This window comes from Streptomyces sp. NPDC090741, assembly GCF_044769045.1.
Lineage (GTDB): Bacteria > Actinomycetota > Actinomycetes > Streptomycetales > Streptomycetaceae > Streptomyces.
In genome coordinates this window covers 64,839-78,602 of record NZ_JBIVXF010000023.1, presented here as the reverse complement: position 1 = coordinate 78,602, position 13,764 = coordinate 64,839, and the positions used below count along the sequence as shown (strand labels likewise).

13 protein-coding genes and 1 CRISPR repeat array are annotated in these 13,764 nt (G+C 68.9%); of the genes, 7 read left to right on the top strand and 6 right to left on the bottom strand.

Annotated features, from left to right (window positions below):
* Positions 1–39: 39 nt before the first annotated feature.
* Positions 40–1,407, bottom strand: a complete 1,368-nt coding sequence (locus ACIQU4_RS39205) for a cytochrome P450 (RefSeq protein ID WP_403741683.1) — start codon at positions 1,405–1,407, stop codon at positions 40–42.
* A gap of 268 nt (positions 1,408–1,675) precedes the next feature.
* Between ACIQU4_RS39205 and ACIQU4_RS39200 the strand changes: the two genes are divergently transcribed.
* Positions 1,676–3,055: a cytochrome P450 gene (locus ACIQU4_RS39200; protein ID WP_403741681.1), complete on the top strand. Its 1,380-nt coding sequence runs from the start codon at positions 1,676–1,678 to the stop codon at positions 3,053–3,055.
* A gap of 229 nt (positions 3,056–3,284) precedes the next feature.
* Here the strand turns inward: ACIQU4_RS39200 and ACIQU4_RS39195 are convergent, their stop codons facing one another.
* Genes ACIQU4_RS39195 through ACIQU4_RS39185 form a run of 3 tightly spaced genes read right to left on the bottom strand, consistent with a single transcriptional unit; the run spans position 3,285 to position 4,818 of the window.
* Positions 3,285–3,761 (bottom strand): hypothetical protein, encoded by a 477-nt coding sequence (locus tag ACIQU4_RS39195; RefSeq protein ID WP_403741678.1) that lies wholly within the window; start codon positions 3,759–3,761, stop codon positions 3,285–3,287.
* 28 nt (positions 3,762–3,789) lie between these two features.
* Positions 3,790–4,101: a hypothetical protein gene (locus tag ACIQU4_RS39190; protein ID WP_403741676.1), complete on the bottom strand. Its 312-nt coding sequence runs from the start codon at positions 4,099–4,101 to the stop codon at positions 3,790–3,792.
* A gap of 51 nt (positions 4,102–4,152) precedes the next feature.
* Entirely contained in the window at positions 4,153–4,818 is a 666-nt protein-coding gene (locus ACIQU4_RS39185; protein WP_403741674.1) for a septum formation family protein, read from the bottom strand.
* A gap of 180 nt (positions 4,819–4,998) precedes the next feature.
* Here ACIQU4_RS39185 and ACIQU4_RS39180 point away from each other — a divergent pair, with 180 nt between their 5' ends.
* The 6 genes from ACIQU4_RS39180 to ACIQU4_RS39155 all read left to right on the top strand — a co-directional run bounded on the left by ACIQU4_RS39180 (position 4,999) and on the right by ACIQU4_RS39155 (position 11,170).
* Complete coding sequence (locus ACIQU4_RS39180; protein ID WP_403741671.1) at positions 4,999–6,135, top strand: helix-turn-helix domain-containing protein; 1,137 nt, start codon at positions 4,999–5,001, stop codon at positions 6,133–6,135.
* A complete protein-coding gene (locus tag ACIQU4_RS39175) occupies positions 6,132–7,043 on the top strand; it encodes an SAM-dependent methyltransferase (RefSeq protein ID WP_403741668.1) in 912 nt (303 codons plus the stop codon). The genes ACIQU4_RS39180 and ACIQU4_RS39175 overlap by 4 nt, the downstream gene beginning before the upstream one ends.
* A gap of 1,010 nt (positions 7,044–8,053) precedes the next feature.
* A complete protein-coding gene (locus ACIQU4_RS39170) occupies positions 8,054–8,815 on the top strand; it encodes a nucleotidyltransferase domain-containing protein (protein WP_403741665.1) in 762 nt (253 codons plus the stop codon).
* Positions 8,812–9,930 carry a hypothetical protein gene (locus ACIQU4_RS39165; protein ID WP_403741662.1) on the top strand — a complete coding sequence of 373 codons (1,119 nt, stop codon included), beginning with the start codon at positions 8,812–8,814 and terminating at the stop codon, positions 9,928–9,930. Before ACIQU4_RS39170 ends, ACIQU4_RS39165 begins: the two co-directional genes overlap by 4 nt.
* A complete protein-coding gene (locus ACIQU4_RS39160; protein ID WP_403741659.1) occupies positions 9,911–10,702 on the top strand; it encodes an SDR family NAD(P)-dependent oxidoreductase in 792 nt (263 codons plus the stop codon). The genes ACIQU4_RS39165 and ACIQU4_RS39160 overlap by 20 nt, the downstream gene beginning before the upstream one ends.
* 30 nt (positions 10,703–10,732) lie before the next feature.
* A complete protein-coding gene (locus ACIQU4_RS39155) occupies positions 10,733–11,170 on the top strand; it encodes an NUDIX domain-containing protein (RefSeq protein WP_403741656.1) in 438 nt (145 codons plus the stop codon).
* A 159-nt stretch (positions 11,171–11,329) separates the two neighbouring features.
* On the opposite strand, the gene ACIQU4_RS39150 is transcribed toward ACIQU4_RS39155, so the two are convergent.
* Both ACIQU4_RS39150 and ACIQU4_RS39145 read right to left on the bottom strand, forming a co-directional pair.
* Positions 11,330–12,499 (bottom strand): helix-turn-helix domain-containing protein, encoded by a 1,170-nt coding sequence (locus tag ACIQU4_RS39150; protein ID WP_403741654.1) that lies wholly within the window; start codon positions 12,497–12,499, stop codon positions 11,330–11,332.
* Positions 12,486–13,280: a hypothetical protein gene (locus tag ACIQU4_RS39145; protein WP_403741651.1), complete on the bottom strand. Its 795-nt coding sequence runs from the start codon at positions 13,278–13,280 to the stop codon at positions 12,486–12,488. Before ACIQU4_RS39145 ends, ACIQU4_RS39150 begins: the two co-directional genes overlap by 14 nt.
* 174 nt (positions 13,281–13,454) lie before the next feature.
* Positions 13,455–13,727: direct repeats of the CRISPR family, unit length 20 nt; unit sequence GGGTTCATCCCCGCGTGCGC.
* Positions 13,728–13,764: the final 37 nt, after the last annotated feature.

The window sequence follows — 13,764 nt, the reverse complement described above, 5'->3', positions numbered from 1 at the left end:
CGCCGGCTGGAAGCCCGACGGGTGACGCCTGCCCGGACGTCACTCCCGGGCGACCACCGTCATGGGAATGGAGTCCGCGTGCGCCACGGCCGAGGCGACCTCACGCGGCGCGTGCCCGGCGACCGGGACCAGCTTCCAGCGGTCCAGGATCGTCGCGATGGCGATCGTGGCCTCCGTCCATACGAACAGGTCGCCGATGCACTTGCGGTTGCCCGCGCCGAACGGGATGTAGGCGCGGCGGCCCGGTCCGCCGGCCTGCCGTTCGGGAAGCCAGCGGTCGGGGTCGAACCGGTCGGGGTTCTCGTACAGGCCGGGATCGCGGTGCAGCGCGTACAGGCTGAAGGCCACCTCGGTACCGCGCGGCAGCGCGACCCCGCCGAGGGTCACCGGCTCGGTGGTCCGCCTCATCAGCAGCGTGACGCCGTGCATCCGGATCACTTCGTCGATGACACGGCGCAGGCCCTTCAGCTCGGGCACGTGCAGTGCGGTGACGGGGCCGTCACCCACGACCTCGCGGATCTCGGCGACGAGTTGCTCTTCCACGTCGGGCCGGGAGGCGAGCTCGTGGAAGGTCCAGGCGAGCGTGGCGGCGGTGGTCTCCGCACCCGCGAAGAGGATCGTGGACAGCTCGTCCCGCGCCTCCTGGTCCGACAGCCTCGTGCCGCTGTCGGGGTCCTGGGCCGTCAGCAGCAGCGACAGCAGGTCGTCGCGGCCCGTGGGCCCTGCCGCACGTGCGCTGGTCACGACCTCGTCGATGACCGAACGGAGCGCGGTGGCCGCACGGTCGAAGTCTCTGTTGGCACGTATGGGGAGCCGGTCGAGGAGCTTCGGGGAGGCGGCGCGGACCAGGAGGTTAGTCAGCAGCACCGGCAGGTGCTCCCGGACGGCGTTGACGGCCGGAAGTCCTATCTCGGAGGAGAACAGCGTCCGGGACAGGGTCTCGACGGCGTAGCCCGCCATGGCCGGCTCCATGTCGATGACATCGCCGGGCTTCCAGGACTCGGCGAGTGCGCGGGCGCTGCTGCTCATGATCTCGGAGTACCCGGCGATGCGCTCACGGGTGAACATCGGCTGGATCATGCGGCGGTGACGGCGGTGGAGCTCGCCGTCGGAGTTGGCGAGGCCGTTGCCGGCCAGCGGCCTCAGCCTGTCGAAGAAGCGGCCCTTCTCGAAGCTGTTCACCTGCCGGACGGTGACCTCGTGCACCAGCTCGGGTGTGGTCACCACGTACATCGGCATGGTTCCCAGGTTGACCCGTACGAGCTCTCCGTGGCCTCGCAAGGAGGAGAGGAAGCCGAGCGGGTCTCTCCAGAGGGCCAGAGCGTGACCGAGAAGGGGCACGGCTCCTGGTGCACGCGGAACGGATGCGACGGATGTGACGGGCTGCTCTTCGGATACTGACGACATGCCAAGTGGTCCTTCCTGCCGGGGCTGCGCGGACCAGGATCCCCTTGCCGTATCCCCGAGAACCCAGCGGCCCCATCACTCGACACCAAGACCCTCTACACAAGATTATTTTCGGCCAAGTGTGCGACGAGGCTGTCGCAGTTGAGGCGGAGACCTGCGCTCCGGCGGGTTACCGCCCGACTGTAAGCTGCACGTCGCTGACTCCTCGTCACTCTCAGTGCGGGCTCGCCCCAAGTCCCTCAGAGCCCCGCCCCTGCCCGGAGGCCTCGTGACCACGCAATCCCCCGATACGACTCCCCTCTCGGCCGCTTCCGCCCGTGGCTGCCCGATGCACGCCGCGGCATCCGAGGGCGTGCGCCCGCTCTACGGCGCCGAGGCGGAATCACAGCCGTACGCCCTGTACGAACAGCTCCGGGCCGAGCACGGCGAGGTGGCTCCCGTACGGCTGTACGGAGACGTGCCCGCCTGGCTGATACTGGGGCACCGGGAGAACCTCGAGGTGATGCGTTCGAAGAACTTCTCCTCCGACTCCCGCAACTGGCACGCGATCCGGAACGGAACCCTCGCCCCTGATTCGCCGCTGCTGCCCATCACGGCGTGGCAGCCGCTGGTGGCGCTCACCGACGGGACGGAGCACGCCCGTCTGCGGGAAGCGGTGACGGAGGGCCTGGCCGGGGTGAACCGGCACCGCCTGCGCCGCTACATCACCCGGTACGCGGCACGCCTCATCGACGGTTTCGCCGGGGAGGGCAAGGCCGACCTCGTCGCCGACTTCGCGCGGAAGCTGCCCGCGTTCGTGGTCGCCCACCAGCTGGGCATACCCGAGTCCGCCGCCCTGGCGGTGGGAGCGGCCGTTTCCGACATGATCAGTGGTGGTGAGGCCGCTCTGGCCGGCAACCAGCTGGTGGTCGAGACCGTGCACGACCTGGTGGAGAGCCGGAAGCAGCAGCCCGGCGACGACCTGGCCAGCAGGCTCCTGGCCCATCCCCAGGGCCTCACCGATGAGGAGGTCCGCCAGCACCTGCGGCTGATCCTGGTCGGTGCGCTGGAGCCCACGGCCAACCTGATCGCGAACACGCTGCGGATGATCCTGACCGACTCCCGTTTCCGCGGGAACCTGTCGGGCGGCCAGATGACACTGCCGGACGCGCTGGAGCAGGTCCTGTGGGACCACCCCCCGCTCGCCGTCGTCCCGACCCGCTGGGCGACGTGCGACATCGACGTCGGCGGCACCCAGATCGCGGCGGGGGACATGGTGATGCTCGGCCTGGCCGCCGGGAACGTCGATCCGGTGATCCGCGCCGACGCCGACAAGCCCGTTCACGGCAACCGCTCACACCTGTCCTTCGGCGCCGGGGTCCACGAGTGCCCCGGCCAGGACCTCGGCCGAGCCATCGCCGAGACCGGCATCGACCTGCTGCTGGAGCGCGTCCCGGATGTGGCCCTGTCCATCTCCGACGACCAGTTGCAGGTGGTGGGCACGTGGATGTCCCGCCGGCTGACCGGCTTGCCCGTCGTGTTCAAGCCCCGCCGGCAGGCGGCTCCTGCGGCCGCTCCGCAGCGCCCCCGGCAGTCGGTCCAGCCCGAGCCCGCTCCCGCCGCCGCTGCGCCGGCACAGCACCGGTCCTGGCGGTTCTGGCGCCGCTAGCCGGCCGGGTCCGCCGCGAGGTCACCGCGCCGGCGCACGGACAGGTGCACGGGCTGGTGCACGGACAGGGGCACGGACAGGTGCAGGGCCCGGTCGATGCCGGGCGGATGTCGACACCGGTCTCGGACGTCGGCCGGGCGAGCCGCGGCGATCTGAGCCGCCGGCGCGGAGCGCGACCGCTCCGGCGGCGTCCGGTCGACGAGCCCACCGAGGCCGAAGCCGTTCCGACTCAGGCACCGTCTCTCTCCAGATGACGGTGGGACAGCTGCTGGTGGTACCAACGCTCATGCTCGGTGTCGCGGAACTCGAGCTTGCGCCAGCGGGAGTCCTGATGGCCAGGTGCAGAGCGCCAGTAGCCGGCGAGGACGCACAGATGGTTCCAGTCGTCCCGGAGGCGATCCAGCCGAATCTCCGCTCGCACCCGGCGCTCCACCTCAGTGGGCATCGGGGGCGCCGGAATCCCGATCGGACTACGGACACGGCCGGGCGTTTCGCCGGTGATGGTCCACTCCAAGGTGAGCACCAACGTGGCTACTGCCTCCGCGAGCGCCGAGGCCGTGATGCCCTCCTCGCTGTATGACGGGTGAGCACGTGCCGCTCGCTCCAGTCGGGGAAGCAGGAAGTCGCCGATCTCCCACACGACGTCGGCCGTCAGCTCATCGGCGTACCGCGGACCGTCCCCCATCCGATCGACTTCGCTCGTCAAATCGCCCCCTCTGGTTCGGCCTTGGTGCTCAGAATGCCTCACCCCATCCGAAGGTGACCTTGTACGTGCGCCGGAGTGCGTGCCGGCCATGGTCCCCGTCTGCGTGGGCCCATGCGAGGGCCGCGGCGAACCAGAGCAGAAGAACTCCGCTGACGATGCCCAGAGCGACCAGCTTGGCGTACGAGCCGAGGAGGACCAGGGCGACGGTCGCGGCGGCCGCGCCGACGTGGGCACCCCGCAGGTCGAGCGGCGCGGCCTTGCGTGCCGCTCCGCGTCCGGCCCGCTCGGCGGCGAAGCATTCCTCTCGAACAGACTGCGGTTCGTTCTCGTCGAAGTTCATCTCATCCCCCGACACCGACGCCACATGGACTCGAACCGCGCCGGCTGAGGTTCAGGAACCGGTGGAGCGGAGCGAGCCGGTGCTCGGGCCGCTGCTGTCGGCCAGGAAGCATGTGACCTCGCGGTCGCCGAAGGTCCAGGAGGCCAGCTGGGGATAGTAGTAGTACACGTCCACCTTCTCCGAAGGGTTGGCGTCCTTGCCCACGTAGTCGGCCAGCTTCGAACCGCCGCACTTCTCCTCGGCGATCGAGACGACCTTCTCCGTTCCCGGGTACGCCGCGTCCTCCAGATTGAAGACGGCGTACGCCTCCCCCTTGTGGGGCTGGTCGCAGGGCACGATGCGCACCGAGCGGCGGGCCTGGCCGCCGTCCTTGTCCTGGACGCCCGCCAGATCGTCGTCCATGTTGAAGCAGTCACCCGTGCGGATGTCGTTCACCTGGCTGGAGCCCGAGCCGGTGACCTGGCCACTGGTGTCGCGCTTCGGCGCGGGACCGCCGTCCAGCGATCCGGTGAGCCCGAGGACCATGAAGATCACGTAGAACGCGATGGTCGCGCCGTGGATGGCGATGGCCGCGATGGCCAGGACCTTGCCCTTCTCACCGCGATTGCGGATCTGGGAAAGGGCGATGACGCCGAGGACCAGGGGCACCAGCGGAATCGCACAGACGAGCGACATGACGAACGCGACGATGGCCAGCACGTTGGTCTTCTCTGACACCGGCGGCGGGTACCAGCCCTGCGGAACGCCGTGCTGCCCCGGTTGTCCGTACGGTCCGGACTGTGGGTACGGCCCGGGGAACGACGGCGGTTGCGGTGGTGTGGACATGCGGGCGGGAGCTCCTTGCTCAGGGGTGAAACGCAACCAACGGTCAGAAACCGCGGGCCTTGTGGCGCCGCTGTGGAGCAGCAGCCGCACATCGGTCGCCGCAACGGGGCCACACGCCGGATTGCCGGATGCCGGATGCCGGATGCGCCAACACGCCTGCGCGGGCGGGCGTTGGCTCCGGTGATCGTCTCCGGCCCATACTATCCATCATGTACATCACAACCTGCAACTGGCAATCTGCAAATTGCATCTTGGAATGTACAGATCGTCTGTGTCAGACTCTGCTCATTCCGGAGGGGAGGAAAGTTGGCTGCGCCCAAAACGACCACGACACTTCAGTCAGTCCTGGCGAAGCGCCTCACGGACTGGCGCATGCAGGCTGCCCCGCGGATCAGCCGGGCCGATGCGGCCCAGGCTGTCGGCGTCACTCAACACACCGTGCGTCGCTGGGAGATCGGCGAGTCCAACCCTCCGCGGACGACGATCGAGAAGCTGCTCGACCTGTACGGAGCCACGGCGGAGGAGATCGCGGGTTTCCTCGCAGAGGTGGACCAGGCCAAGCAGCCTTCCTGGTGGGCGTCCTATCCCGCCGAAGTCCTGCCCAGGAACTTGCACCGGTTCCTGAGCCTGGAGAGTGCGGCCACCGTCATCCGCGCCTTCGAGCCGTACATGGTGCCTGCGCTGCTGCGCACCGAGGACTACGCGCGCGCCGCCCTGAGTGCCTGTCACCCTGGAATCAGGGCAGGCCTTCTCGGCCGCCACATCGACCTGCTGAAGGAACGGCAGCGCCGGATCCTCGGCACGGGCCCCGGCACATCGCGGGCCGCGGGGGCGACGCGCCCCATTCTGTGGGTGGTGCTCGACGAAAGCGCCCTGCGTCGCAGCGTGGGCGGCCCGCAGGTGATGCGCCGGCAGATCGAGCATCTCCTGGCCATGGCGAAGCGTCCCGAAATCAAGATCCAGATCGTCCCCCGGCACCTCGGCGCCTACCCGGGCACAGAGTCGGGTCCGTTCCACCTCTTCCGATTCGCCGAGCCGGAGCTACCCGACATCGTCTACCGGAGCAGCTTCGACGGCGGCGAGTACCTGCACCAGAAGACGAGTCGCCACCTGCAGGGTTTCGACACGATGTGCGCGGTGCACGCCGCGCCGATCCGCGATACGCCGGCGATCTTGGAGGAGATCACCAAGGAAGCATGGGCCCGGTGACCGGCACCGCAACCGTCCGGGCCAGAAGGATCAAGGAGGGGGAGTACATGGGCGGGGAGTACAAGGCGTTCACGCCAGGGCACATCGATGCCGGCCAACCGCACCCCGGGAGGGTGTACAACGCCCTCCTGGGCGGGAAGGACCATTACGAGGTGGATGCCGCGGTGGCCGCGGCCATCGGGAAGGTCCACCCGAACAGCAGGGCCACGGCCTGGGCGGCCCGGCACTGCATGGAACGCATTGCGACGTTCATGGCCCGTGAGGGCATCACCCAGTTCCTGGACCTCGGGTGCGGTTCTTCGATCGAACCCGACCTGGACCAGATCGTCCGGAGCATCGCGCCGGAGGCCCGGGTGGTGTCGGTCGACAGCGATCCGATCGTGGCCCGGCGCTCCGAGGCGTTCATGTCCGCCCCCGAGTCCGCCGAGGGCCGTTCCGTCTTCCTCCAAGCCGACCTGTGCGACCCGTCCTCGGTGCTGGACTCGCCCGAAGTCCGCAACACCCTGGACCTCACGCAGCCGGTCGGCCTCTGCTTCAACAACGTGCTGTGCTTCATCGACGACGCGCGTCGGCCGCATGAAGCGGTGGCGGCGTACGTCGAAGCCGTGGCACCGGGCAGCCTGATGAGCGTCATCCACCCGACGATGGACTTCCGGGACATGAGCGAGGTCGTCGTCGCCTACAACTCCGAGGACGGCAGCGGCCCTCTCCGGCTCCGCGATCGAGCCGAGATCCTGCGCTTCTTCGACGGTCTCGAGCTCATCGAACCCGGGCTCGACACCTCCCGCGGCTGGCGGTCGGACATCACTGTTCCCCAGGTCGGCGTCAGCAACATCGCTGTCGTCGACACCTCGGCCCTCACTGATGCGGAGGACTCGAAGTACGCAGCCGTCGCCCGTAAGCGGTAAGGCGTAGCCGGAACAACCGCGTCGGGGGCTGTGCAACCAGGCTCCGCACGGAAAGTGGCCGTCCCTCTTTGCAGAGAGGAACGGCCACCGTGACTCGCCCGAGTCATCGCACCACCAGCAGTGGAACCCAAACCAACTCACTGGGGTGCTATAGCAGGCGTGCGCAACCACGCCGTGCCCAAGGATAGCCATGCCCAGGATGAGCGCGATCGATTCCCCCGGACTCAGCAGGTTCTGAGCGTACTGCAACGCCCCAGCCGAGGCCGAGCAGCGCCGAAGCCGCGGCGGACCACACGGCGTGTACGTTGGCGACGGTGAGGGACGCCGGATCTGCCGAATCGTCAGCAAAGCTGCGCAAGGCGTTCGAGCCGCTCCTAGGCTGAGCGGTGTTCAAGCCACTACCAGGGGAACCGCGCATCCGGCAGAGATCCGACCGCGCCAACGGCTCCCGCACGGGCCTCTCCCCGTCTCAGACTCAGCAGCCTCGCCGGGGGTATCCGATGGGTCGTGTACCTCCCCATGGGACGGATCGTTTCTGGGAGAGTGGGGCGGGGGGATCGCTCAGAGGCGTACTCGCTCCCCTCGGCGGCCCGCAGATCGGCTTCGTACGGGGTCAGCAAGAGCCGGGCACGGTCGGCGGCCTGGGCGGGGCCGAGGCCCTCCCGTACGGCGACCGTCGCGGCGACGGATGCCTCCAGCATGGGGATGCCCCGGTCCAGCAGGCGTAGCGGCAAGAGCACGGCCGGCGAGTACCTGCGCACACACCACGGCCACGCCCGCCTCAAGATCGGCTACCTCATCGAGGACGCGGCCGGGCGGGCCGGCATCTCCGACCCGTATCGGCTGGGCTCCGTCGTGCAGGCCGACTGGACGCCTCCGAGACCACACGCGCATGGCGGTGCCTGGCCGGGGCCCAGGACGTCGCCGACCGCGACGTCGTCAAGAGCGCACGTGGCGCGGACAAGATCGCCTCCATCGCCCACGAGGTCATCGGCAACGACGGGCCGCGGTTGGAGCTGGAACGCCGCCTGGACCGCATCGCGCTCGACCGCCGCTGGCCGGAGCACCGGCCCAGCACCATGCCGGTCAACGCGCTCGGACTGCCTGTGCACCTGGAGTCGTACCTGGCTGCATTCCTCGACCGAACCACTGGAACGCATCCACTGATCGATCTGCTGGCCGTCACCGGCAGCGGCGCCCGGGGCAAGTATCAGCACGGCTGGAGCGACCTCGACGTGTTCGTCGTAGCCGATGCTTCCTCCCTTGACGGGATGCGCCGGATCCTCGCGGAGCTGGAGGCCGAACTCGGCGGGGTCAAGCTCGGCCTGACCGTGCTGACCCGGGCCGAGTGCCGGGCCGGCGCTGTGACCTCTCGGCTCCTCCACGTCCTCGCGCTCATCGGCAGCGGGACCCTGGTCCCGCTGTGGTCTGCCCCTGGCCTGACCCTGCCCGCCCCGGACGCGGCCACCGATGTCGACGTGAGCCTGCGCGACGGCATCCAGGCCGCCATCGAGATCCGCCGCCAGCTCCTCAAGGGGGCACCCGACCTCCGCGACCTCTACAAGGTCACCGCGCTGCTCGCGAAGATCCAGCTCCGCTTCGCCGGGATCGAGTGCCCCTCCGACGGCGACGCCCTCACGGTGCTCCTCGACGCCGAGCTGCAGGACACGAACCTGGTCACCACCGCCCGCACCGAGCGCTCCGCGGCCGAGACGCTCGCGGACATGGTCCTCCAGACCTGGTTGGACACCCTGCCGGGGACGGCCCGGTGAGCGCGGGCAGCCGGCTGCCGCTGGCCCCAGCGGCCACCTTCCACAAGGCGGCGGCAAGCCGCGAGCAGGGTGCCACCGAGGCGAAAGGCTGGGCACAGCTCGCTCCCCGCATCGCGGTTCCGGCCTTTCACGGGCAGATCCTTCTGCCGGACAGGCAGCTCCTTGCCTACGAGGACGTCTTCGCCACCGGCCGGTGCGAGCTGCTGTTGGGCGACGTCATCGCCCTGGCTGACCGGGATCCGGCCGTGCTGCCCCGCCTGGATCGCCTGGTGGACGGCGTCTGCGCGGATCTGTGGGCGGCGGCCGAGGAGACCGGGAAGCGCATGCCGCTGACCGACTGCGTTCCGGACCTCTACCTCGACCGGATCCGCCCCGGCGGCCGGCTGGACCACTGGTACCTGCGCCGTGACCTACCGATCGCCCTGCCCCACACCGATACGACCCTCACCCTCCGGGAGCTGGCCGACTTCACTCTCACCGCCAACGGCAGGCAGCTGAGGCTGAACGTCGCCGGCATCATCGACATCCTCCGCCACGCCTTGGCCCCCGACCGCCGCTGGCTGGCCGGTCTGACACAGGGCGACCCGACGGAGCCCAACATCGCCGATCCGCTGTGCTGGCTCGACTTCGAGTTCGCCGGCCGCAACACCGCCGTGGGCGAAGCCGCCAACCTAATCTGGTACTTGATGGCGCTGGGCGGCTGGCTCGTCCCGGACTACCAACCCGACGTGTACGCCCGCACCCTCCGCCTCGCCCTCCCGCCACAGACCCGCCCCCGCATCGAACACCTGGAACTCCACCAGCGCAGCCGGCACATCGACGTCCGGTACGCCTGGAACACCGGACCCGGCCGCAGTGCGGCCATCACCCAGGCCTTGGACGGTCTCCGGGGAGAGGGCGGCACCGCCCTGGAGGAGATCCACGCCTTCCTCGCCCTGCGCATCCTCGGCGTCATTCCGCCAGCCCGGCTGACCGGACACGACCTCCTGCTCGTGCTGATCAAGCTCGCCGAAAGCCAGGACCCGCTCACGACCCTCGACACGTTCTTCACCGCCACACAGGCACCTCACCCCAACCCCGGTGAACGGAGCAGCCATGTCCCTGCCCCTGCTTGAGATCCCCCTCCAGGCCCGCCCGCTCCAGGGCCGCAACGCCCTCGTCACCGGCGGAGCCACCGGCATCGGCGCCGAGACCGGACGGGCCCTCGCGGCCGCCGGCGCCACCGTCGCGGTCAACCACCTCGGCCAGGACCCCGACGCCCACGCCCTCCTTGCCGCCTTCGAGCGCGAAGGAAGCCCCGGCATCGCGGTGAACGCCGACCTGACCGACCCGACCGCCGTGCAGACCATGACCGACCTCGTCCGCGCCGAGATCGGCCCCGTCGACATCCTCGTCAACAACGCCGGCTCCTACCCCCGCGTCCCCTGGCAGGACACCGACGAGACAGCCTGGAACTACTCCCTCGACGTGAACCTCACCGCCCACTACCGCACCTGCCACGCCCTGACCCCCGGTATGATCGAACGCCGCTGGGGCCGGATCGTGAACATCGGCAGCGTCAACGCCCGCGCCGGCCGCACCAACCTCGTCGCCTACAGCACCGCCAAGGCGGGCCTCCTGGGCCTCACCCGGTCCCTGGCCCGCGAGCTCGGCCCGTACGGCATCTGCGTCAACACCGTCCTGCCCGGCGCCATCGAGGTGGAAGCCGAGACCGCCATCCCAGCCCACCACCGCGCTCGCCCGGAAGACCAGATCAACCGCCAGTGCGTCCCGCGACGCGGACGCCCCGAAGACGTGGCAGCCCTGGTGGCGTTCCTCGTAGGCCCGTCCGCGTCGTTCATCACTGGGCAATCCGTCCACGTCGACGGCGGCTGGCTGCTGCACTGAGACCGTCAACAAGCAAGGAGACAGAGCGAAATGATCGAACGAGTCCGAGCCGTCCTCGTCACCGCGGACGAAACAATGCTGGTCATCCGCCGCACCAAGCCCGGAATCCCCGTGTACTGGGTGCTGCCAGGCGGCGGGGTCGAGGTGAGCGACGAGTCCCGGGAGGCCGCCCTCCACAGGGAGATCCACGAAGAGATCGCGGGGAAGGCCGACATCGTCCGCCTCCTTCACACGATGGAGTCCGACAACGAGCGTCAGCTCTTCTACCTCGCCCGCATCGCGACATGGTCTTTCGAAGACCGGACTGGCCCCGAGTTCAGCGCCGAGGGACGCGGCGAATACGCGCTGGAGGAAATCCCGCTGACCATGGAGGGGCTGGACAGCATCGACCTCAAGCCCGAGGAGATCGCCCACGTCCTGCGGGGAGCCATCGGTGCCGACGCCCTCGGTGACGACTCGACACTCTGATCCTTCGAGCACGTCGGCAAGCCACCGGGGCCGGCCCTGAGATGGGTCGGCCTCGGTGCCGTTCAGGTGAGATTCCAGGAAGCACCGTGTTGATGCTGGAAAGCTGTGACGACGGGGCAGCAGCAGTCATCCCTCGGCTGCTCAGGCCGACGGTAACTGCTACTGGACGAGGCGGAGCACCGGCCTCTGTTCCTGGACGCCCAACAGGTCCCGAACTCGCGCGCTGGTCCACGCCAGTTCATGTGCCAGTTGGGAAACCGAGAGGCCGGCTTCCTGCGCAGCCAGGTCGAAGGCCTGTCCGAGCATCGAAGGCTGTTCACCAGGGAAGTTCGAGACTGATTCCGCGGTGAAGCCCGGCTGGCCGTCGAGAGCGCGCAGGCGTTGGTACGTCCGGCTCGTGGTGGCGTCGGAGATCAGCCCCAACTCGCGGCAGCGGTAGACGAGCGAGTGGAGGGAGACCCCCCAGACCCCTCTGAGCTCTGCCAGCCGTGCAATGTCCATCCGCCTGGGCAACAGGGGCAGGATGCTGGACTGAGGTGTCAGGAACTCGGCCGCGAAAGCATCGGCCTCCTTCTCCTGGCGACTGTCCCCGGTGGCATCGCCGTGAAGCACGAGGTGGCCCAGCTCGTGGGCGGCGGTGAACCGGTGCCGGTAGATGTCGTCCGCCCGGTTGGCGGTCAGAACGACGAGCGGCCGCGCGGCCCGGGTGGAGAACGCGTCCACGCTCGCAGCGGAAGGATCACTGGCAGGCGGCATCACCACCACGATCCCGTGGGACTCCATCCGCCTCACCAGGTGCGTGACAGGGCCGTCGCCGAGCCCCCAGCGCCTGCGGAGCTCACGGGCGGCGGACGCGGGATCGGTGGACAGCTCCTCGCCGGGGTGGACCTCCCCCCCGGCGAAACCGGGCAGATCCACAAGCGGCAACTGGATCCGTTGCTCCAGCGCGTACGTGAGCTCCCAGACCTGTTCGGCAAAGGCGAGAGCACGCTCTCGCTGGGACTTCGGCGTGCTGCGCAGGCTTCGGAAGTGGGCCATGGAGGCATCGAGCCGGTTGGCCGGCCTTCCGAGCAGGAAGAACGTCACCGGAACCCCGAGGATCTCCGCGAGACGGGGAATCAGGTCAGGCCGTGGCTTCGAGACTCCCGTCTCGTACTGACCCACCGCGGCTGGCGTCACTCCGAGCTGTGTCGCCACGTCCTTCTTCGTCATCTCGGCCAACCGACGGGCTTGTGTCAGCCGGGTGGGATCGAAGCCGTCGGAGATGGCACGCGGCGTGGCGCCTCGTTCTTCCGTACCGGGAATCAGGTCTTGCTTAGTGAGTCGCATCGTCTTCGCTGCTCTGGTCCTCGACGGGTTCTGCCTCGGTCTGAGCGGGCACGTGCAGGCCCCGGTCCGAGGTGGTACGAGAGGACAGCGTAAGGGTGGGTTCGGTTCCGTCGGCGAAGCTGGTGTGTGCCGTGATCTGGTGCGGAATGCTGATCAGTCGCGGAGTGTACGAGGTGACCGCCTGCGGCAGGTGGAGCGGCTCGGGATCGGTGGCCCACTCCAGCTGCCGGTTCATCCCGAGGGCTGCGATGCCCCAGTACGCCTCGAGCAGCTCGGAGGCGTTGCAGGCGAACGGCACGAGGATCAGCTGGGTGCCCTGCGGGATGGTCGCCAGGGCGCCACGCGGTTCGGCGGTCGGGACAGCCGTCGCGAAGTCGAGGTCGAACGGGTCCTGGGTGTGCTTCGGCGCCGGCGCGAAGGTGAAAAGTTCCCGTACCAGCCGGGATTGGCTGGGGATGCGCGCGCTGCGTACGTCCGACTTGGTCTTGGCGTACCGGAACGGGTAGAGCAGTCCGTTGCCGATGAGCATCAGCTCATAGGAGAACCCGAAGGGCTGGACTGCGCGGGCGCCGGGCAGGTCTTTGAGTTCGTCCTGCAGCCGCTCGTACTGGTTCTCATACCGGGTGGTGCCGTAAGCGCGGGTGGTGCGGGATGCGCCTTGTTCTTGTGCGGCCTGTGCGTTGGCCTGCATGTTGCGAAGGCCCTGTCCGACGGCAAGGCGTACAGCTGCGGCCTGATCGCCGAACACGTCGGTCGCCCACGGCCACGGAGGAACACTCATGCGGACGACTCCTAGGGTCGGACTACGCATCGAACCATTCCAGTGCGGTCATGACTTTAGTTGATGTCGTAGATTTTGCACAACTGCTTCCGCGTTCACAGCGTTTGACGCCCGGGGCCGAGCCGGGATCTAACCCTCCGAAGCATCCGGAACGAGTCGGTGCTCGTCGGCATCGGGGTCATCCCCGCGTGCGCGGGGAGCAGAGCGAAGAGCGCGCACGCGACATCCTGGGTCGGGGTTCATCCCCGCGTGTGCGGGGAGCAGGCTGACACACCCGTTGTCACCGACATCCTGGTGGGTTCATCCCCGCGTGCGCGGGGAGCAGAAGATGGTCTCCATCCACGACCCGCCCTGCACGGGTTCATCCCCGCGTGCGCGGGGAGCAGTCCCGCATCGCGGTCCGCGAGTCAAGGGCGGCGGGTTCATCCCCGCGTGCGCAGGGAGCAGGCTTGCTGAGCAGCAAGTTTAGGCGCGCCACGACGCG

What these genes read in the sequence shown, in the direction of transcription:
- ACIQU4_RS39145 (WP_403741651.1), bottom strand. Translation starts at nt 13,280, where the DNA reads ATGAGTGTTCCTCCGTGGCCGTGGGCGACCGACGTGTTCGGCGATCAG.
- ACIQU4_RS39160 (WP_403741659.1), top strand. Translation starts at nt 9,911, where the DNA reads ATGTCCCTGCCCCTGCTTGAGATCCCCCTCCAGGCCCGCCCGCTCCAG.
- ACIQU4_RS39155 (WP_403741656.1), top strand. Translation starts at nt 10,733, where the DNA reads ATGATCGAACGAGTCCGAGCCGTCCTCGTCACCGCGGACGAAACAATG.
- ACIQU4_RS39150 (WP_403741654.1), bottom strand. Translation starts at nt 12,499, where the DNA reads ATGCGACTCACTAAGCAAGACCTGATTCCCGGTACGGAAGAACGAGGC.
- ACIQU4_RS39190 (WP_403741676.1), bottom strand. Translation starts at nt 4,101, where the DNA reads ATGAACTTCGACGAGAACGAACCGCAGTCTGTTCGAGAGGAATGCTTC.
- ACIQU4_RS39205 (WP_403741683.1), bottom strand. Translation starts at nt 1,407, where the DNA reads ATGTCGTCAGTATCCGAAGAGCAGCCCGTCACATCCGTCGCATCCGTT.